Origin of the sequence: Sphingomonas edaphi (assembly GCF_003583725.1) — a bacterium.
Taxonomy (GTDB): Bacteria; Pseudomonadota; Alphaproteobacteria; order Sphingomonadales; family Sphingomonadaceae; genus Sphingomicrobium; species Sphingomicrobium edaphi.
The window spans coordinates 1,270,530-1,289,243 of record NZ_QXTF01000001.1 but is presented as its reverse complement, the minus strand read 5'-3'; the positions used below and the strand labels follow the sequence as shown (position 1 = coordinate 1,289,243).

The 18,714-nt window shown below is 63.6% G+C and carries 17 protein-coding genes; 6 read left to right on the top strand and 11 right to left on the bottom strand.

The genetic code is table 11. From position 1 onward, the window contains the following. Positions 1–30: 30 nt before the first annotated feature. Positions 31–1,629 (top strand): cisplatin damage response ATP-dependent DNA ligase, encoded by a 1,599-nt coding sequence (locus D3M59_RS06600; protein ID WP_119532675.1) that lies wholly within the window; start codon positions 31–33, stop codon positions 1,627–1,629. On the opposite strand, the gene D3M59_RS06595 is transcribed toward D3M59_RS06600, so the two are convergent. Together D3M59_RS06595 and D3M59_RS12390 are read right to left on the bottom strand one after the other, a co-directional pair. After that, positions 1,626–2,144, bottom strand: a complete 519-nt coding sequence (locus D3M59_RS06595; protein WP_119532673.1) for a GNAT family N-acetyltransferase — start codon at positions 2,142–2,144, stop codon at positions 1,626–1,628. The two genes, D3M59_RS06600 and D3M59_RS06595, sit on opposite strands and share 4 nt — an antisense overlap. Before the next feature lie 85 nt (positions 2,145–2,229). Next, positions 2,230–3,066 carry a cold-shock protein gene (locus D3M59_RS12390; RefSeq protein ID WP_119532671.1) on the bottom strand — a complete coding sequence of 279 codons (837 nt, stop codon included), beginning with the start codon at positions 3,064–3,066 and terminating at the stop codon, positions 2,230–2,232. Between the two features lie 247 nt (positions 3,067–3,313). On the opposite strand from D3M59_RS12390, the gene D3M59_RS06585 reads away from it, so the two are divergent. Genes D3M59_RS06585 through rpoN form a run of 5 tightly spaced genes read left to right on the top strand, consistent with a single transcriptional unit; the run spans position 3,314 to position 7,370 of the window. Further along, on the top strand, positions 3,314–3,937 hold the full coding sequence (locus D3M59_RS06585; RefSeq protein WP_119532669.1) for a ribonuclease D: 624 nt from the start codon (positions 3,314–3,316) through the stop codon (positions 3,935–3,937). Positions 3,938–3,939: 2 nt separating this feature from the next. Continuing rightward, the gene (gene lptC, locus D3M59_RS06580; RefSeq protein ID WP_119532667.1) at positions 3,940–4,578 is read left to right on the top strand and encodes an LPS export ABC transporter periplasmic protein LptC; all 639 of its coding nucleotides are present in this window, start codon (positions 3,940–3,942) and stop codon (positions 4,576–4,578) included. A gap of 5 nt (positions 4,579–4,583) precedes the next feature. After that, on the top strand, positions 4,584–5,114 hold the full coding sequence (locus D3M59_RS06575; protein ID WP_119532922.1) for an LptA/OstA family protein: 531 nt from the start codon (positions 4,584–4,586) through the stop codon (positions 5,112–5,114). A gap of 3 nt (positions 5,115–5,117) precedes the next feature. After that, a complete protein-coding gene (gene lptB, locus D3M59_RS06570) occupies positions 5,118–5,891 on the top strand; it encodes an LPS export ABC transporter ATP-binding protein (RefSeq protein WP_119532665.1) in 774 nt (257 codons plus the stop codon). 18 nt (positions 5,892–5,909) lie between these two features. Beyond that, positions 5,910–7,370 (top strand): RNA polymerase factor sigma-54, encoded by a 1,461-nt coding sequence (rpoN, locus tag D3M59_RS06565; RefSeq protein WP_119532663.1) that lies wholly within the window; start codon positions 5,910–5,912, stop codon positions 7,368–7,370. Here rpoN and D3M59_RS06560 read toward each other — a convergent pair. The 9 genes from D3M59_RS06560 to D3M59_RS06520 all read right to left on the bottom strand — a co-directional run bounded on the left by D3M59_RS06560 (position 7,367) and on the right by D3M59_RS06520 (position 18,669). Then, complete coding sequence (locus D3M59_RS06560; protein WP_233543182.1) at positions 7,367–8,104, bottom strand: endonuclease/exonuclease/phosphatase family protein; 738 nt, start codon at positions 8,102–8,104, stop codon at positions 7,367–7,369. The genes rpoN and D3M59_RS06560 overlap by 4 nt on opposite strands. A gap of 73 nt (positions 8,105–8,177) precedes the next feature. Beyond that, positions 8,178–10,646 carry a DNA topoisomerase (ATP-hydrolyzing) subunit B gene (gene gyrB / locus D3M59_RS06555; protein WP_119532921.1) on the bottom strand — a complete coding sequence of 823 codons (2,469 nt, stop codon included), beginning with the start codon at positions 10,644–10,646 and terminating at the stop codon, positions 8,178–8,180. A gap of 205 nt (positions 10,647–10,851) precedes the next feature. After that, positions 10,852–12,279 (bottom strand): DEAD/DEAH box helicase, encoded by a 1,428-nt coding sequence (locus tag D3M59_RS06550; RefSeq protein ID WP_233543159.1) that lies wholly within the window; start codon positions 12,277–12,279, stop codon positions 10,852–10,854. Positions 12,280–12,482: 203 nt separating this feature from the next. Further along, a complete protein-coding gene (recF, locus tag D3M59_RS06545) occupies positions 12,483–13,547 on the bottom strand; it encodes a DNA replication/repair protein RecF (RefSeq protein WP_119532659.1) in 1,065 nt (354 codons plus the stop codon). A gap of 44 nt (positions 13,548–13,591) precedes the next feature. Then, on the bottom strand, positions 13,592–14,305 hold the full coding sequence (locus tag D3M59_RS06540) for a DUF2059 domain-containing protein (protein ID WP_147416716.1): 714 nt from the start codon (positions 14,303–14,305) through the stop codon (positions 13,592–13,594). A gap of 57 nt (positions 14,306–14,362) precedes the next feature. Further along, on the bottom strand, positions 14,363–15,466 hold the full coding sequence (gene dnaN, locus D3M59_RS06535; RefSeq protein WP_119532919.1) for a DNA polymerase III subunit beta: 1,104 nt from the start codon (positions 15,464–15,466) through the stop codon (positions 14,363–14,365). 120 nt (positions 15,467–15,586) lie between these two features. Further along, positions 15,587–16,147, bottom strand: coding sequence for a fasciclin domain-containing protein (locus D3M59_RS06530; RefSeq protein ID WP_119532655.1), 561 nt, complete (start codon positions 16,145–16,147; stop codon positions 15,587–15,589). 77 nt (positions 16,148–16,224) lie between these two features. After that, complete coding sequence (locus tag D3M59_RS06525; RefSeq protein WP_119532653.1) at positions 16,225–17,313, bottom strand: hypothetical protein; 1,089 nt, start codon at positions 17,311–17,313, stop codon at positions 16,225–16,227. Positions 17,314–17,385: 72 nt separating this feature from the next. Continuing rightward, on the bottom strand, positions 17,386–18,669 hold the full coding sequence (locus D3M59_RS06520) for a spinster family MFS transporter (protein ID WP_119532651.1): 1,284 nt from the start codon (positions 18,667–18,669) through the stop codon (positions 17,386–17,388). Positions 18,670–18,714 lie beyond the last annotated feature (45 nt).

Sequence of the window (18,714 nt, the reverse complement as noted above, 5' to 3'; positions counted from 1 at the left end):
AATCCCGCGCCCACGCATTCTAGCGGGACGATGCGCCGATTTTCACAACTTCTTGACGATCTCGTCTACACCCGATCGCGCAACAGCAAGCTGCGCCTCATTGGCGAGTATCTGAAGACCACACCCGACCCAGACCGGGGAGTCGCGCTCGCGGCTCTGACGGGGACGCTCGACATTCCTGCCGTGAAGCCCGCCGCGATCCGAGCGCTGGCTGAAGAGCGAATCGATCCCGTGCTGCTGCGGATGAGCCGTGACTATGTCGGTGACATGGCGGAAACGGTGTCGCTGCTTTGGCCGACGCCCGAAGGTGAGCCGCCAGAGGTCGACGACGGCACCATTCCGATCGGCGATGCCGTTGGGCGGTTGCGCGAGGCGAGCCGATCGGATGCGCCGGCCGTACTCGCCCGGATGTTGGACCACCTCGACGCATCGGGACGCTTTGCGCTCCTGAAACTTGCGACCGGCGCGTTGCGAGTCGGAATTTCTGCGCGACTTGCAAAACAGGCCCTAGCCGACGCTTTCGGCCTCGACGTCGAGCAGGTCGAGGAGGTCTGGCACGGGCAGAAGCCGCCTTATGCTGAATTGTTCGACTGGGGCGAAGGCCGTGCGCCGCAGCCCATCACCAAGGACATCCCTGTCTTTCGCCCCTTCATGCTGGCCCATCCGCTCGACGAAACGCGGGTCAGTCTCCACGATTATGCAGCCGAGTGGAAGTGGGACGGCATCCGGATACAGCTTGTGCATGCCGGTGGCGACACTCGGCTTTATAGTCGGACGGGCGATGACATCAGCGGCAGCTTCCCCGACATTGCTTCCGCCTTCTCAGTCTCTGCCGTCCTCGACGGCGAACTGCTCGTCCGCGGTGAAAGTCAGGGAGCGAAAAGCCACGGCGGCTCAGCCGCCAGCTTCAACGCGCTGCAACAGCGGCTTGGCCGCAAGAACGTCAGCGCCAAGGTGCAGGGGCAGTATCCAGCCTTTGTCCGCCTCTACGACATTTTGTTCGAGGGCGAAGAAGACTTGAGACCCCTAAGCTGGAGCCAGCGGCGAACGCGTCTGGAGGGCTTTATTGACAGGCTCGACCCCGAGCGCTTCGACCTGTCGCGGGTGATCGAGGCCGATAGCTTTGACCATCTCCAAGAGATGCGTGCGGGCGCGCGCGAGGAAGGTGTCGAAGGCTTGATGCTCAAGCGTCGCGACAGCCCCTATGTGGCGGGTCGTAAGGTTGGCCTGTGGTACAAATGGAAACGCGATCCACTGACTGCGGACTGCGTAATGATGTACGCCCAGCGCGGCTCCGGAAAGCGATCGAGCTTCTATAGCGACTATACTTTTGGCTGCTGGGCCGACACGGGCGAACTTCTTCCTGTCGGCAAGGCCTATTTCGGGTTTACCGACGAAGAGTTGAAGTTCCTCGACCGTTTCGTCCGCGCCCATACGCTCAACCGGTTCGGCCCTGTTCGCGAGGTCGAGAAATCGCTTGTGCTGGAGGTGGCATTCGATTCAATTCACGCGTCTACCCGACACAAGTCGGGTCTCGCCATGCGATTTCCTCGGATCAGCCGCATTCGAACGGACAAGCCCGCGCATGAGGCAGACCGTGTCGAAACGCTGTTGGCCCTGGCGACCTAGAGAGGCTTTTCCAAAACGGTGAATTCCAGGTCGTCGCGGCGAGGAAGGCCGAACCGCGGATCGTCCGCGGGGAACGGCCGCCGCTCACCGGACAATCGATAACCTCGTCGCTCATACCAAGCGATAAGCTCGGTTCGCTGTGAAATGACCGTCATTTCGATTCGCGTAGCGCCAAACAGGCGAACCGCCTGCTCTTCCGATGCGGATAGCATCAGGCGGCCGAGGCCCCTCGCCTGCAAGCGCGGGGCGACCGTAACCATACCGACATAGACGGTTCCATTGCCACGGTTGGCAAGAGCAACGCAGGCGTCCAGCCGGTCCCCGTCCCGAAGCACCAATACGCGCTGGGCGGGATCGTCGAGCATTATCTGCAGGGCTGCAAGATCGGTTCGCTGGCCGCCGAGAAGGTCGGCTTCGTGTGTCCAGCCCGCCCGAGCACTGTCGCCCCGATACGCGCTTTCCACGAGTGAATGGAGCGCCGGAAGGTCGGTCGCGACGGCGAGTTCTAGATGCATTCGCGTCCTTTGCCGCAATCGGCGGTCACGAAAAAGCCCGCCCGGATCGCTCCGGACGGGCCAATTCGTTCAAACTGGCGAGAAATCAGCCTTGGATCGGCTGGAGATTCACCGCCGCATACTTGCCACGACGATCGACCTCGATGTCGAATTCAAACCGGTCACCCTCGTTGATCGTGGGCAGGCCGGCGCGTTCGACCGCCGAAATGTGGACGAAGGCGTCCGGCTGGCCGTCATCGCGGCTGATGAAGCCGAAGCCCTTCATCGAGTTGAAGAACTTGACGGTCCCTTGCGCCTTTTCGCCGGTCAGCTGACGCTGCGGACCTCCGCCGAAGCCGCCTTCACGAGCACCTTCGCGCGGAGCGGAGGAGCGCACGACTTCCATCGGCTCACCTTCGATCTTGAGGTCGGTCGCCGAAATGCGGCCACCGCGATCGACGAGCGTGAAACCAAGCGGCTGTCCATCGGCGAGGTCGGTCAGGCCGGCCTGCTCAACAGCGGAAATGTGAACGAAGACGTCTTCGCCGCCGTCGTCGCGAACCACGAAGCCGAATCCCTTTTGCGGGTTGAAGAATTTGACGACACCCTTGCCTTCGCCAACGACCTGCGGGGGCATGCCGCCACCGCCGCCGCCACGGAAGCCGCCGCCGCCACCGCCGCCACGGAAGCCACCGCCTCCGCCGCCGCCGTAGCCGCCACCACCGCCGCCGCCGAAGCCGCCCCCGCCGCCGCGATAGCCACCGCCACCGCCACCGGAGCGGTCACCGAAGCCGCCGCCGCCGCCGCCGCCGAAACCGCCGCGATCACCGAAGCCGCCGCGGTCGAAACCGCCGCCAAAGCTTTCTTCTCCACCACCGAAACCGTCGCGCTTGTCACGGCCGCGTCCACCGCGATCACCCTTACGCCCTCGATCGAAACCCATGCAGAAATCCAAACTCTTTAGTGCCCCAAATCGATGAACCAACGCGCTGGGCCCATGGCGCAACCGGCCGCACGCGTGGAAACGTTCCGCGCGTACGGGGCAGGCCTTTACAGGAAAATTGGCGCTTCTCCTAGTGATTCGATGGTTAAGACTGGCAAGGCGCGGTCCGATAGGCCTAGAGGGGAAATATTCACGGCACCGTCACCGCGGGTTCAGGCGATGCCGGCCAATGAAACCGGGACTGACAATGGCGATTCATTTTCACGAAGAAGACCTTCCCTCGACGGACATATTCGCCGAGGGCGCGGCGATTGCCATCGACACGGAAGCAATGGGCCTCATTCCGGGTCGGGACCGCCTGTGCCTGGTACAATTGTCGGATGGCAGCGGGGACGAACACCTCGTCCGCTTTGGCCCTGACAGTGATTATTCGGCGCCTAAACTGAAAGCGCTGCTGGCCAATCCGGACCGGCTGAAACTCTATCACTTCGCCCGTTTCGACGTCGCGATTATGCGTGCCTACCTCGGCATTATGGCGACGCCGCTCTACTGCACGCGAACCGCATCGAAGCTGATCCGCACCTACACTGACCGGCACGGACTGAAGGAACTGGTGAAGGAAATGCTAGGCACAGACCTCAGCAAGCAGCAGCAGACCAGCGATTGGGGCGCACCTGACATCAGCGACGCGCAGCGCGAATATGCCGCCAGCGACGTCCGCTATCTCCACCGGCTAAAAGAGCAGCTTGACCAGCGGCTCGCCCGCGAAAACCGTACCGAGCTTGCGCAGGCCTGCTTTGACTTCCTCCCCGCCCGGGCGCTGCTTGACTTAGCAGGCTGGGCGGAGGTCGACATTTTTTCGCACGGGTAAACTTGTCTGAGGCCGCCACCCGCGAACGCGCCGTCAAGCGCCATTGGGCCGAGCCGGGAAGCCGGCACGACAAGGTGGTTCGTGCGACCAAGTTCGGCCTGCCGATCATCATCGGCGCGCTGCTCCTGCTTTTGGCGATCGCGCCGTTCGACAAGCGCGGCGACGTCAGCTTCATTCTCGACAAGAATAAGGTGGACGAGGCTAAGGAGCGCATGCGCGTCGAGTCGGCGCGCTATGTCGGCGAGGACAATAAGGGCCAAAAGTTCGAGATCATCGCCGACCGGGCAGTGCAGCCGTCGAGCAATGTGCCGATCGTCTCGATCGAGGGCATGCGGGCTCGGCTGAACCTTTCGCGCGGTCCGCTCGGCATTGCCGCCCTTCGCGGGCGCTACGACTTGGAACAGGAAGAAGTGTTGGTCGACGGACCGGTCCAGATCGCAGGCCCGGACGGCTATCGCCTCGCCACGCGCGATGTCAGGGTTGACCTCGACAAACGCAGCATGGCGTCGAGCGGGCCGGTCAGCGGCTCGATGGAGCTTGGCGAGTTTCAGGCCGGACGCTTAAGCGCCGACCTCGATTCGCGAACCGTAACGCTGGACAAGGGCGTGCGCTTGAAAATCTATCAGGGGGCCGTCAGATGAGCGCCATGACCCGCAAGCCGACGATCATCCTTGCCGCCCTGGCAGCCGCGCTGCTCGGGACCGGCGCCGCCTTCGCTCAGCAGGGCATCAGCGCGCTGAAAGGGCATGACAGCAAGGCTCCCATCGATCTCTCCGCGGACCGAGCGGAGGCCCAGGACCGCGCTGACCGCGCGATTTTCGCGGGCAATGTGATCGTCAGGCAGGGCGAGCTGACTCTGCGCACCGCGCGGCTGACGCTGGCTTATGCGAACACCAATGGCATCGACATCAATCGGATCGACGCTAGCGGCGGGGTAGTAGTGACAAGCCCGAGCGAGACCGCGCGCGGCGATTTCGCGGTCTACGACCTCAATGCCGGGCTGATCACCATGGTCGGGAACGTTCGCCTTGATCGCGGCGGCTCCTTCCTGTCCGGCGGCAGGCTGACGATCGATCTCAATAGCGGGCGGGCTGTAATGGACGGCGGGCTTCGCGGTGTGAACCAGTCCGGTGGCCGTGTGACCGGTCGCTTTACCGTGCCCAAGCGCGGCAGCTAGGCAATGAACGAGGCCGCGACCTTCGAAAGCCAGGCGGCAATCGGCCCGTCCGCCTATCGCGGCCTGGAGGTTCGCTCCATTGCCAAAAGCTACGACAAGCGTGCCGTGCTCCACGACGTGTCGCTGCATGTCGAACGAGGCGAGGTGGTCGGCCTGCTCGGCCCCAATGGGGCGGGCAAGACAACCAGCTTCTATTCGGTCATGGGCCTCGTCCGGCCGGACGCCGGCCGTATCTTTCTCGATGGCCGGGACATTACCCATCTGCCGATGTACCGGCGCGCGATCCTTGGCCTCGGCTACCTGCCTCAGGAAACCTCGATTTTCCGCGGGCTGACGGTCGAACAGAACATCATGGCGGTGCTCGAGATCGCCGAGCCAGAGCCGGAGGCACGGCGCGCGCGCCTCGAACGGCTGCTCGACGAATTCGGCCTGAAGAACCTCCGCGCCTCACCCGCCATGGCGCTGTCGGGAGGCGAGCGGCGGCGGTGCGAGATCGCCCGCGCGCTGGCGGCGGAGCCGTCGATCATGCTGCTTGACGAACCCTTCGCCGGCATCGATCCCATTTCAATCAGCGATATCCGCGATCTGGTCAAGGAATTGAAGCAGCGCGACATCGGCGTGCTGATCACCGACCATAACGTGCGAGAGACGCTGGATATCGTCGATCGCGCCTGCATCATCTATGATGGCCAAGTGCTGTTCGAAGGGACGCCGCAGGCGCTGGTCGCCGACGAGAATGTGCGGCGGCTGTATCTTGGCGAAAGCTTCGCCCTCTAGCGTGGGAATTTAGCGGCCATGGGGCTGGGCCCGCGTATCGACATCCGGGTTTCCCAACAGCTGGTGATGACCCAGCAGCTGCAGGCCGCGATCAAGCTGCTCGCGCTATCCAACCTGGAGATCGAGTCGGTCATCGCAGAGGAGCTGGCGAAGAACCCACTGCTGGAGGTTCGACCGGGCGAAGGAGCACAGGGCGAAGGCGTCATTATCCGCGAGGATCGCGAAACGGGCGACGAAGCCGTAGACCCGGCCGGAGCCGACGAACTGATCGGACGCCTGGGAGGAGCGGACAATTCCCCAGTCGACATCGACTGGCGCGAAGCGGCTCTGGAAACCGACAGCTTCGCCGATGTGGGCGGTTCCTCGGGCGGCGATGAGGCTTTCGATTTCGACCAGCTGGAGGGCGGCGAAGCAGGTCTAGCCGAACATCTTCTTGCCCAGTTGCACGGAGTCGGTGGGACGACCGGCCGCGTGGCGGAGGCGATCGTCCATGAACTAGAAGAAACCGGCTACCTCGAAACGTCGATCAGCCTGATTGCGGAAGAATGCGATGCCAGCATCAATGAGGCGGAGCAATCGCTCGCCTTGGTCCAGTCGCTCGATCCGCCGGGTATCGCCGCGCGAAGTCTTGAAGAATGCATTGCGCTGCAGGCCAAGGCAGCTGACCGTTACGATCCTGCGATGGCGCGCCTGATCGCCAACCTCGACCTTCTGGCCAAGGGCCGGATGAATGACCTACGGCGGATTTGCGGCGTCGATGAGGAGGACCTGTCCGACATGGTCCGGGAACTTCGGTCTTATGACCCCAAGCCCGGCTGCCGCTTCGTCACCAAGGAACCCGAAGCGATCACGCCGGACGTCTTCATCAAACGGACGAAGGCAGGCTGGACGGTCGAACTCAACAATGCCGCCTTGCCCCGCGTGCTGGTCAACCGGCGCTATCATGCTGAGCTGAAGGCCGGGCCGCAGGACAAGGCATCCAAAGCTTGGCTGAGCGACAGCTTGGCCAGCGCCAATTGGCTGGTAAAGGCACTCGACCAGCGGGCGCGGACAATCATCAAGGTAGCGACTGAAATCGTGAAACAGCAGCAGTCCTTCTTCGAACACGGTGTCTCGGCGCTTCGCCCGTTGACTCTCGCTCGCGTCGCAGAAGCTATCGAAATGCATGAATCGACGGTCAGCCGGGTTACATCGAATAAATATCTCGCCTGCGATCGCGGCATGTTCGAGCTGAAATATTTCTTCGGATCTGGCGTGTCATCGGACAGTGGCGAGGGTGCCGCGGCGGAGGCGGTGAAGGCGGCCATCAAGTCCATCATCGATGCCGAGCATGATGTGCTAAGCGATGATGCCATTGCGGTGATGCTTAAGGAGCGCGGCATGGATGTCGCGCGGCGGACCGTCGTCAAATATCGCGAGGCGATGGGGATCGGGTCGTCGATCCAGCGGAGGCGGCAGCGAAAAATGGCGGCAGGCTAACCGCCCAGCGCGACTCTCGCCCAAACCGGCAGATGATCGCTCGCCTTGCGTGCCTCTGGACTGGCGTGGACGCCGGCAGCATCGATCCGCAGACGCTGATCGACGATGATACGATCGAGCGCGGCGACAGGCCGGCGGCTATGGAAACTCGGCCCAGTCGGCGCGACGCGATAGCCGTCACCGAATTCCGACAGGCACCCGCCCGCCGCACGCCACTCGTTAGTGTCTCCCATCAGCACGGTCGGCATCGGCCGGTGCCGCTTGGTCAGATGATCGACGATGCTTTTAACTTGGCGGCGGCGCCATAGGCCGGACAAGTCGAGGTGCATGCCGATGATCCGGATCTCGGCGCCGCGAATGTCCAGTTCTGCCATTACCGCGCCACGCGGTTCGAGCGTGGGGAGATGCAGCGCCTCTACATCCAGCACTTCAACGTCCCGCTTTACTAGCAGGGCATTGCCGTGCCAGCCGAGGTTGCGGGTGGCCAGACCTAGCCGGCTTTCGATCCGCTCTCCGAAGGGAAAAGCATGGGCTAGCCGGCTGTGGCTGACGCCGAATTCGACCGGCTTGTAGAGGCCGTGACCGTCAATCAGTTCATGCGGCACCGCGGAAGCCCTCGTCCCGAACCTCTTGTCCGCCTCCTGCAGCGCGACGACGTCGGCGTCGATCTGCTGCAAGACGTGGAGAATGCGGTCGGGCTTGCGCTTGCGATCGATGCCGATCGCCTTGCGCATATTGTAGGATGCGACAGTGATGGTGGAGGCAGCGGTCACTCCGTCGCCAACCTCCGCCGCCGCGCCCGGTTCCTCAAACGTCGAGGTTCGCGACGGACAGGGCATTCTCCTGGATGAATTCGCGGCGCGGTTCGACCACATCGCCCATCAGCCGGGTGAAGATTTCGTCGGCGACATCCGCCTGCCCTGCTTCGACCCGCAACAGCGAGCGATTGGCGGGATCAAGCGTGGTTTCCCACAATTGCTCGGCATTCATTTCGCCAAGCCCCTTGTAGCGCTGAATGCTAAGGCCGCGACGTCCGGCGGCAAGCACCGCATCCAGCAGCTCGGACGGACGGGTCACAGAAATTGCCTTGCCCTTGGTCTCCTGCTCCTCCGATTCTTCACCCTCCGTGGTCGACTTCTTCAGTGTGCGCAGCGTCGATGGGGAAGCGTAGGTCGCGTCCTGTTCGGCGGCGAGGGCGTGCAGCTTGCGCGCTTCGGCGGAGGTCAGGAAGCTGGGTTCGATGATGTAGGCATCGGTGACCCCACGCCACAGCCGCTTGAGCAGGTAGCCGCCCTCGGCCGCGACTTCGCCCGACCAGCTGGCTTCCTGGTCGCCCTTGCCGAGCCATTCAGCAACGCGCGAGATGATGTCGGAACGCTGCGCGGACGTTGCTACCGGATCGAGGGCCCCATTGATCGCCAGCGCTTCGAGCAGCGCCGGATCATACTTCTTCGGGGCATAGCGCATCAGGGTGCGGACGCGGCGCGCATGATCGACAAGCGTGCGCAGGTCGGCGCCCGAGCGCTGTCCGCCGTCGGTGTCGAGAACCAGCCCGTCTAGCCCAGCATCGACCAGATATTCGTCGAGCGCTGCGTCATCCTTCAGATAGACTTCCGACCGGCCGCGCGCGACCTTGTAGAGCGGCGGCTGCGCGATCATCAGGTGACCCGCCTCGATCAGTTCCGGCATCTGCCGGTAGAAGAACGTCAGCAGCAGCGTGCGAATGTGTGCGCCGTCGACGTCGGCGTCCGTCATGATGACGATCTTGTGGTAGCGCAGCTTCTCGAGATTGAACTCCTCGCGGCCAATGCCGGTGCCAAGCGCCTGAATGATCGTACCGATTTCGCGGCTGGACAGCATTCGGTCGAAGCGGGCGCGTTCGACGTTCAGCAGCTTTCCGCGCAACGGCAGGATCGCCTGGTTATGACGGTTGCGGCCCTGCTTGGCGGAGCCGCCGGCCGAGTCACCTTCCACCAGGAACAGTTCGCTGAGCGCAGGATCGCGTTCCTGGCAATCGGCCAGCTTGCCGGGCAAAGAAGCGATATCCATTACGCCCTTGCGGCGGGTCAGCTCGCGCGCGCGCTTGGCGGCTTCGCGGGCCGCAGCAGCGTCGATAATCTTCTGGACGATGGCGCGCGCATTGGTCGGATTTTCTTCCAGCCATTCGCTCATCTTATCGCCCATCAGCGCTTCGAGCGGCTGACGGACTTCGGAACTGACCAGCTTGTCCTTCGTCTGACTGCTGAACTTGGGATCGGGCAGCTTGACTGAAACGATGGCGGTCAGGCCCTCGCGCATGTCGTCGCCCGTCAAGCTGACCTTTTCCTTTTTCAGCATGCCGGACTTTTCGGCGTAATTGTTAAGGGTTCGGGTCAGTGCGGCACGAAACGCCGCGAGATGGGTACCGCCATCGCGTTGCGGGATATTGTTCGTGAACGGCAGGACATTTTCGTAATAGCTGTCGTTCCATTCGAGGGCGACGTCGATGCCGATCCCATCGCGCACCGCGGAAATGGCGATGGGGTCCGGAAACAGGGGCGTCTTCGCGCGATCGAGATATTTCACGAACGCCGCGATGCCGCCTTCGTAGAACAGCTCATGTTCGACCCGGTCCTCGTGCCGCGCATCGGCAAGGATCAGCCGAACGCCCGAATTGAGGAATGCGAGCTCGCGGTAGCGATGCTCAAGCTTCTCAAAATCGAACTCGGTGATCTTGAACGTGTCGGGGCTCGGCAGGAACGTAACACGGGTCCCCTTTTTACCTTCTGGCGCCGAGCCGACGACCTTCAACGGCGCTTCGGCGTCGCCATGGCGGAAGCGCATCCAATGTTCCTCGCCGTTCCGCCAAACGGTGAGTTCCAGCCATTCGCTGAGCGCGTTTACGACCGATACGCCGACGCCGTGGAGGCCGCCGGATACCTTGTAGGCGTTGTCGTCACTGGTGTTTTCGAACTTACCGCCGGCGTGCAGCTGAGTCATGATGACCTCGGCCGCCGAGACGCCTTCTTCCTTGTGGATGTCGGTTGGGATGCCGCGGCCATTATCCTCGACCGTCACCGAGCCATCGGGGTTGAGCTGGATCAAGATCCGGTCGCAATGGCCGGCCAGCGCCTCGTCGATCGCATTATCCGATACTTCGAATACCATGTGATGAAGGCCGGAGCCGTCATCGGTATCGCCGATATACATGCCGGGACGCTTGCGTACCGCATCGAGGCCCTTGAGGACCTTGATGCTTTCCGCGCCATATTCGTTCTGATTGGGATCGCTAGCCATGCTCTCGATATAGGGATTCGCCACAGGAAGTCACGCGCGCATGCGTAAGCGCGCCTGCGCGCACGCGCGCGGAAGTTAGGTCGAGAGACGGGCGTCGCTTCGCCAACTTGTCACCCCGCTTTCGCCGGGACGAGGGAGCACACGCGACGATGCCGGACATGCCAAGCAATTGGCAAATCCGGCACCTCGTAGGACGGCAAAAAGTTTAGACGACTTGGCGGCTGCCCTGCCCGCCACGGCGGCGGCCGCGGAACGGCCGTTTACGCTGGCCGCCTTCGGGCCGATGAGCGGGATGCCCCTCGGCACGCTGCGGGTGGCGCTGTGGCTGCTGGTCCGCCTGGCGATCGTTGCGCGCATCGCGGCGCTGACCGCGTTCGCGGCGGTCGGCCTTGATCTCCGCCGTAGGAGTGAAGCGGCGGCCGCTGTGCGGCTGGCGCTCGCGAGTGTCCGACTTGCGGGGCGCGGGCTTCAGGCGCTTGATTGCCTCCACGGCGGCCATGAAGCCTTCGGGCAGCGACGCGACCGCGATCTGCTGGCGCGTCGTCTTTTCGATGTCGCGCAGATTGTGACGCTCGTCCGGGCTGCAGAACGCCACTGCAATCCCCTCCGCTCCGGCGCGGGCGGTGCGGCCGATGCGGTGGACATATTGTTCAGGAACGTCCGGCAGGTCGAAGTTCACGACGTGGCTGACGCCCGGAATGTCAATCCCGCGCGCGGCTATGTCGGTCGCAACCATAATTGGCACTTCGCCCGAGCGGAACATTCCGAGCGCGCGCTCGCGCTGACCCTGGCTCTTGTTTCCGTGAATGGCGTTCGCCTCGATCCCCGCAGCGTCAAGGAAACGGACGATCTTGTCGGCCCCATGCTTTGTGCGGCTGAAAACCAATGCGCGGTCGATCGCCGTCTTCTGGAAGAAGATAGTCAGCAACGCCTGCTTTTCCGCCTGGTTCACATGGGTCACCGTCTGGGCGATCCGTTCCGCCGTGGTGGCGGCGGGCTTCACCGCGACTTCCGTCGGGTTGGTTAGATAGGCATCGGCCAGCTGGCGGATCATCTTCGGCATGGTGGCCGAAAAGAACAGTGTCTGACGCTTTACCGGGATCAGCTTCACAATGCGCTTCAGCGCGTGGATGAAGCCGAGGTCGAGCATCTGGTCCGCTTCGTCGAGAACGAGAATCTCGAGCGCCGACAGGTCGAGCATGCGCTGGTCGACGAGGTCGAGCAGGCGGCCCGGGGTGGCGACGAGCACGTCGAGCCCGCGCGATACTTCTCGGATAGAGCGCGGTACGGGCACGCCGCCGAAAATGACGCCAACACTGATGTGCTGGCCCTTAGCATAGGTCCGCGCGCTCTCCGCAATCTGAGCGGCAAGTTCGCGGGTCGGGGCAAGAACGAGCATCCGGGCGCGGCCCGGAACGGGGCGGCCATTGGAGGCCGCAACAAGTCGGTCTAGCGAGGGCAACATGAATGCCGCCGTTTTACCGGTGCCAGTCTGCGCGATGCCGAGCAGGTCGCGGCCCTGAAGGACCAGCGGAATGGCCTGCGCTTGGATCGGCGTGGGCTGCCCGTAATCTTTAGCAGCGAGCGCGTCGAGCAGTGGCTTCGAGAGCCCGAGTTGATTGAAATTGGTCAATGAGAAATCCGATATGCAAATCGAACGGCCGCGCCGTTCTATGGGCGCGGTCCGGTCGGGGTTGGTTGAGCACCCCGCGTGAATAGGAGAGCATGAAAGCTGGTCGAGACGCGGGCCGGGACCTCCTTGAGGAGACCGATCACGCCGCTTGCAAGGCGTCTCGTGTTGCGCTGCGATATAGGGAAACTGCAGCAAAAGTCCAGTCAGTCTGCGAACACGCCCCCCTCGGCGACCTGAAAGCGGGACGCAGAAGCGCCAATTCCAGCGAAAAGGTCGGGCTCGGTCGCGGTCATCCAGGTCTGGCCGCGCCCTTCGAGCCGGGCGAACAGGGCAGCGCGGCGATTGGGATCGAGATGGGCTGCAACCTCGTCGAGCAGCAAGATCGGGGGCGCGCCCCGACGCGCCTCGACCAGACCCGCATGGGCGAGCACGATTCCGATCAACAGCGCCTTTTGCTCGCCGGTCGAGCCGCGCGCCGCCGGCTGCCCCTTGGCGAGATGGGTGACAGAAAGATCCTGCCGGTGCGGGCCCACGGTAGCACGGCCCGCCGCCGCATCACGGCCGCGACTGGCCTTCAGCGCCGCCGCGAGAGTGGAACCGTCCCACCCTTCGAGTGACAACGCCGATCGCGGAAAATCATCGTCGGGGAGGCCGGTCATCGCATCGCCCAGCGCGGCGACCGTTCGGCCCCGGGCAGCGCCGAGCGCCTCGCCATGATCGGCCATCCCTGCCTCGAGCGCGGCGAGCCAGGCCTCGTCCGCACCGTCGGGCTCGGCGAGCAGCTTGTTGCGGGCGCGCATCGCGGCGTCGTAGCGAGCGGCATGGGTCGCGTGGCCCGGTTCGAGTGCAAGGGTCAGGCGGTCAAGGAAGCGGCGGCGCGCGCCGGCCGTATCGCTGAACAGCCGGTCCATCGCGGGGGTCAGCCACAGAACGGACAGACGCTCCCCCAGCGAATTGACCGACGAGGGGACGCCGTTGACCCGCACCTGGCGGCGGTCGGGGGCGGCCGCAGTTGCGCCGGTGCCGAGTTCAGTGCCGTCGGCCATTCGCGCGGCGACCGCGAACCCACCCGGCCCGTTGCTGCGCGCCATGTCAGAGATCGGCACCTGTCGGAGCCCGCGGCCGGGCGTCAGGAGCGAGACCGCTTCGAGAATGTTGGTCTTGCCCGCTCCGTTGGGGCCGGACAGGAGGACGAAGCCGTCACCGGAGCACAACAATGCGTCGCGGTAGTTTCGGAAATCCGTCAGGGCGAGGCGGGCGATAGCCATGGCGCGGGCTTAAGGCGCGGCCCGCGAGCCGTCCAGCAACCGCCCTAGTCGGCCTTCGCCTTGATGTAGCTTTCCAAGATATCCATCGTGATCGGCTCCATCCGCTTCGTGAATTCGGTCATGATGGCCGTCATGGAGGTGGCCACGAGCGGCTGCGCCTTTTCGGCCAACGCACGATTGGCCTGGCCTGCCGGCGAGGTCGCGAACTTCATCAGCTCAAGCCATTCGTCGCCCGAAAGTTTCTTCATTGTTTCGGAGGCTGCTGCGCGGTTTTCCGCCGCGACTTCCTCAGCCGTCAGCTTGAGGTCCTCGGCCGAATTGGCGCCGGACGAGGACAGCATCATGCTGCGCACGAACTTCAGGCCGGTCGGCGTACGCAGAAAGGCCATCATGTCGCGCATCTGGGGATCGGTGAGGTTGGCGGCGTAAAGATCGGCGAGCTGCCGATGAAGGCCGGGGGCGCGTTCCGTCATCAGCCGTTCCAGCTCGGCGCGGCCGCGCTGTTGAACCTTGGCCATGAACCCGGGAAATTCCTTTTCAACCTCGGCAGCGTCCGCGTCAGGTTTCTGCTCCATCGAGGCGAGGTCGTAGCCCATCAGCACGCCTTCGACGAAGAGCGCGGTTGGCTGTCCCAGTTGCGCGAGTTCAAGCGCAAGGGCGTCGTGACTGGTAGCGGCCGCCGGAGCCGCTTGCGCGGCGGCATTGGTCGGATGAATCGCGGCGTTCGCCAGCAGCGCGGCGGTTAGCATACGCAACATCGATGTCCCCCCTTGATCGTCCACGGGCCCCCGCCGCGTTTCACAAAGCCGTTCGCGTCAGACGCGCATCGGCATCAGGACGTAGAGCGCGGCGCTCTTGTCGTTTTCACGGAGCAGCGTCGGCGCCGCGGCATCGGCGAGGTGAACCTCGACCGTATCGCCCTCGATTTCATGGAGGATATCCATGAGGTAGCGCGCGTTGAACCCGATCTCGAGCCCTTCATTGCCATAGTCGGCGGGAATTTCCTCGACCGCGAGGCCGTTTTCGGGACTGGTGACCGACAGGGTGACCTTGTCGCGGTCGACAGCCATCTTGACCGCGCGGGTCTTTTCGCTGGCGATGGTCGCGACGCGATCGACGCCGGCCATGAAGCTTTTTGGGTCAAGCTTCAGCAGCTTGTCGTTCGCGGTCGGGATGACACGGTTATAGTCGGGGAAGGTGCCGTCGATGAGCTTACTGGTCAGCACCGCATTGCCAAGCCCGAAGCGAACCTTGGTCGGCGAAAGCGAGACTTCGACCGTGCCCTCGACCTCGTCGAGCAGCTTACGCAGTTCGCCGACGCACTTCTTCGGGATGATGATGTCGGGCATACCGTCCGCGCCCTCGGGCTTGTCCAGCGTGATCCGGGCGAGGCGGTGGCCGTCGGTTGCCGCGGCCTTCAGCTTGTCGTCCGCGACGTGGAGGAAGATACCCATCAGATAATAGCGCGTTTCCTCGCTGGAGATGGCGAAGCGCGTCTTGTCGATAATCTGGCGGAGCGTCTGGGCCGGAAGTTCGAACCGGGTCGGCAGGTCGCCTTCCGCGATCACCGGGAAATCGTCGCGCGGCAGGGTTGACAGGTTGAAGCGCGCGCGCCCGGCAACGACCTGCATCTTGCCCTCAGCTGCACTGAGTTCGACCTGGCTGCCTTCGGGCAGCTTGCGCACGATGTCAAAGAAGGTGTGGGCCGAGACCGTCGTCGCGCCGGGCTGGCTGACCTGCGCGGGAACACTTTCGTCGACTTGCAGGTCTAGATCGGTCGCCATCAGGCGGAGCGAGCCGTCTTCGCGCGCTTCGATCAGCACATTGGATAGGATCGGAATGGTGTTGCGCCGTTCGACCACCGACTGGACATGGCCCAGGCTCTTCAGGAGGGTCGCCCGTTCGATCGTCGCCTTCATTTCTGCCCCTTCGCGCGCGTGATTGGCCATCGTTATAGCGAGGCTAAAGCGGCGCGGAAGTGCAAAACGGGCACGAAAATCAGCCCCCGCGACAAATGACGCGAGGGCCGGGCGATTCGACTAGCTGGGCATAAGCACCGCATCTACGCGGTGGATGACCCCATTTGACTTTTTCTCGTCGCCGGAGACGACCCGCGCCTTTGTCCCCGCGCTGTCGGAGATGATGATGGCATTGCCTTCCTTGCTCGCGGTCAGCGTGCCGCCCGCCATGGTCGGCAACAGCGCCTTGCCGCCACCGGCCTGAATTGCCTTGTCGATGTCGGTCGCGAGAATCGCGCCCGGCAGGATGTGATAGGTAAGGACGCCGGTCAGTTCGGCACGGGCATCCTCCTTCATCAGCGTATCGAGTGCGCCCGCAGGTAGCTTGTCGAAACCCGCGTCGATCGGAACGAGGACGGTATAGGGTCCAGGACCCGCCAGCGTAGCATCGAGCCCGGCCTGCTTCGCGGCGGCGGCGAACTTGGTAGCGTCGGCGAGGCCCGACGCGATTGTCGCATCACCGGCGGCATCCTTCGCGGCTTCCGATTTCGGGGCAGGGTTGTCGGCGGCCTTGTCGTTGCAGGCACCTAGCGCGAGAATGGCAGCAAGGACGATGGAGGTGGTCAGCTTGTTCAGGGGCATGGTGGTCCTTCCCTGTTGAATGAGCGGCGCCGCGCGGCAGCCTTCTGACCGTCGCGCGGCGTTTTCATCTTGGTCGGTTAGACGAGCGCGTTGATCACCGCGGTGATCAGCTGCGTCGTCGGGTCGACTTGGTAGATGTAGCCATCATTGTAACGGTACCAGTTGTCCGCAGTGTCGTAGTAGCGATCGCGGTAGCCGAACGGCACGTTGTACACGCTGTATGCCGACGGAAGCGGTTGCCCGACCGCGAATGGATCGCCGGTAAGCAGTGCCGCGATGCCAGAAATCAGTCCGGTCGACGGATTGACCTGATAGATTGCGCCGTCGCCATAGCGGTACAAATAATCGCCGCCGTCCGGATAATACGACTGATACTGGTACGGGACATTGTAGTAATTGTAATAGTCCGGATACTGCATCCCGACCGGATAATAATAATAATCCTGGTTCTGGTACGGGAAGAAGGCGTCGATCAGCCCACCGTCGCGGCGGACGCGATAGATATAATCGTCGTCCCAACGATAGAGATAATCGTCATTGTCCCGATACCAATTGCGGTACGGACCATTGAGCATGCTGCCCATCAATGCCGTTGGTAGCGCCGTTCCGACCAGCTTTTTCGCTTGGCCCGGCGGCATGCAGCCGTTGCCCTTCTTGGCAAGGCCCGGAGGACAGCCATCGGCAAAACCGCGGACGAGGCCCTTGTCATTCCAGCGTGGGACAAAGCGGACGCCGTCAATACGATCGCGATCCCAGCTGACTAAACGGACATCGCGGTCGCGACGGTCATCCCTATTCAAGATGCGGATGTCGCGGTTTGGCCGGTCGGTACGGATCTCGACGCGACGGTCCTTCCCACGATCATTTTCCGCCCGCGCCAGTCGCGTGCGGCGGTTATCGTTGTCGCGGCGCTCGACACGCTGCGCCTTAGCTGGGCGGTCGTCGCGTTGGGCCAAGCGCTGGCGCTCCGTACGTTGCGGTGCGCGCATGGCGCGTTCGCCGCCGCGAGGTTCGACCTTCTGGCCACCTCCGCCGCCACCGCGTTCAGCCTTGGCGGACTGACCGCCGCCATGTCCCTTTCCGCCCCCGTGGCCGCCCTTCTCGGCGAGGGCGGGCGAAACGATCGCCAGAGCGGCCGCGCCGGCGGCTAGCATCCACTTGGTCATGGAAAATCTCCTTTCGAACCCCCTCTAACGGCTCACGATGGCGCGCGTTCCGGCGTTTATGGGGCGTTCAGCTTAGGAGGCGCGATACCAGTCGCGTTTCAGCGTCAGCGATGCGCCAATCATCAGAATGCCGGCCAGAACGTAGAAACCAAGGCCGAGGTTCAGCGCGATGTAGAGCGCATTTTCACCCTGAGAAGGGGCGAGCATGTCGGTCAGCTTCCCGAAGAAATAGACGCCGAAGCCGATGCCGATGAGGTTATTGATGAGCAGCATACTGGCCGAAGCCGTCCCGCGCATCGACGGCGGGACAAGATGCTGGACCGCATTGACGACCGGCCCCAGCCAGGCGAGCGAGAGCATATATGGCAGGATGTAGAGGATCACCCCCAGCGCCAGATTCTCGTTGAGGAACGCCGACGCATAAAGCGGCGCAGCCAGTAGGAAGGCGATACCGGGCACAAGCGCGTAGGCGCCGGGGCGCGCGCCCCCGAGCTTGTCGCCCAACACCCCGCCGAGCCAGATACCGAGGATTCCACCGATCAGCACGATAATGCCGAAATAGACGCCGAGTTGGGTCAGCGGCAGGCCGAGGCTTTCGGTGATGAACTTGGGCAGCCAGAAACCGAGGCCATAGCCGCAGATCGAGCCCGACGCGGCGCCGAAGGAGAGCAGCCAAAAGCTAGGCTTGCGGGCGAGGAGCGCAAAGACGGCGCCGAAGCTCGGTTGTTGTTCCCCGGCTTGCACCGGCGCCGCGTCCAGCGCGCCCAGCGTGGGTTCGGGAATGAACCTGCGAATGGCGAAGGCGACGGGAATGCCGACTAGGCCGATGATGGCGAAGGCCCAGCGCCAATTGAGCTCGGTCGCGATCCAACCGCCGAAAAACAGGCCGAGCGCCGAACCGATCGGAATGCCCAGCGAGAAGATGGCGAGCGCGCGTGCGCGCCGCGAGGGCGGGAAATAGTCGGCGATCAGGGCGTAGCTTGGTGCGACCCCGCCCGCCTCGCCAATGCCGACGCCCATGCGCGCTAGGAACAGCTGCCAGAAGCCGTTCGCCGCCCCACACAGCGCGGTAAAACCGCTCCACACGGTGATGGCGACCGAGATGGTGGCAACGCGGCGGCCGCGGTCGGCGAAGCGCGCGATCGGGATGGCCAGCGTCGAATAAAGCGCCGCAAAGGCGATGCCGCCCATCAGCCCCAGCTGCTCATTGGTGAGCTGCAGGTCCTTCTGGATGGGGATGGCGAGGATCGACAGGATCTGCCTGTCGAGAAAATTGAATACATAGCCCAGCAGGAGCAGAGCAAGCACCCGGCGCTGAAGCGACTGAGTAGGTGCGGGGGCGTCGGAAGCGGTCATGGAGAAAGGGGTGGCACGGGGCGCCAGCGATTGCCAGCGCCCCGT

Coding starts and splice junctions, on each gene's coding strand:
- dnaN (WP_119532919.1), bottom strand. CDS start 15,466: ATGAAGGCGACGATCGAACGGGCGACCCTCCTGAAGAGCCTGGGCCAT.
- D3M59_RS06575 (WP_119532922.1), top strand. CDS start 4,584: ATGACCCGCAAGCCGACGATCATCCTTGCCGCCCTGGCAGCCGCGCTG.
- D3M59_RS06525 (WP_119532653.1), bottom strand. CDS start 17,313: ATGACCAAGTGGATGCTAGCCGCCGGCGCGGCCGCTCTGGCGATCGTT.
- D3M59_RS06560 (WP_233543182.1), bottom strand. CDS start 8,104: ATGCGCAAGGCGATCGGCATCGATCGCAAGCGCAAGCCCGACCGCATT.
- D3M59_RS06540 (WP_147416716.1), bottom strand. CDS start 14,305: ATGTTGCGTATGCTAACCGCCGCGCTGCTGGCGAACGCCGCGATTCAT.
- D3M59_RS06585 (WP_119532669.1), top strand. CDS start 3,314: ATGGCGATTCATTTTCACGAAGAAGACCTTCCCTCGACGGACATATTC.
- D3M59_RS06520 (WP_119532651.1), bottom strand. CDS start 18,669: ATGACCGCTTCCGACGCCCCCGCACCTACTCAGTCGCTTCAGCGCCGG.
- rpoN (WP_119532663.1), top strand. CDS start 5,910: ATGGGGCTGGGCCCGCGTATCGACATCCGGGTTTCCCAACAGCTGGTG.
- gyrB (WP_119532921.1), bottom strand. CDS start 10,646: ATGGCTAGCGATCCCAATCAGAACGAATATGGCGCGGAAAGCATCAAG.
- D3M59_RS06530 (WP_119532655.1), bottom strand. CDS start 16,147: ATGCCCCTGAACAAGCTGACCACCTCCATCGTCCTTGCTGCCATTCTC.
- D3M59_RS06595 (WP_119532673.1), bottom strand. CDS start 2,144: ATGCATCTAGAACTCGCCGTCGCGACCGACCTTCCGGCGCTCCATTCA.
- D3M59_RS06600 (WP_119532675.1), top strand. CDS start 31: ATGCGCCGATTTTCACAACTTCTTGACGATCTCGTCTACACCCGATCG.
- D3M59_RS12390 (WP_119532671.1), bottom strand. CDS start 3,066: ATGGGTTTCGATCGAGGGCGTAAGGGTGATCGCGGTGGACGCGGCCGT.
- recF (WP_119532659.1), bottom strand. CDS start 13,547: ATGGCTATCGCCCGCCTCGCCCTGACGGATTTCCGAAACTACCGCGAC.
- lptB (WP_119532665.1), top strand. CDS start 5,118: ATGAACGAGGCCGCGACCTTCGAAAGCCAGGCGGCAATCGGCCCGTCC.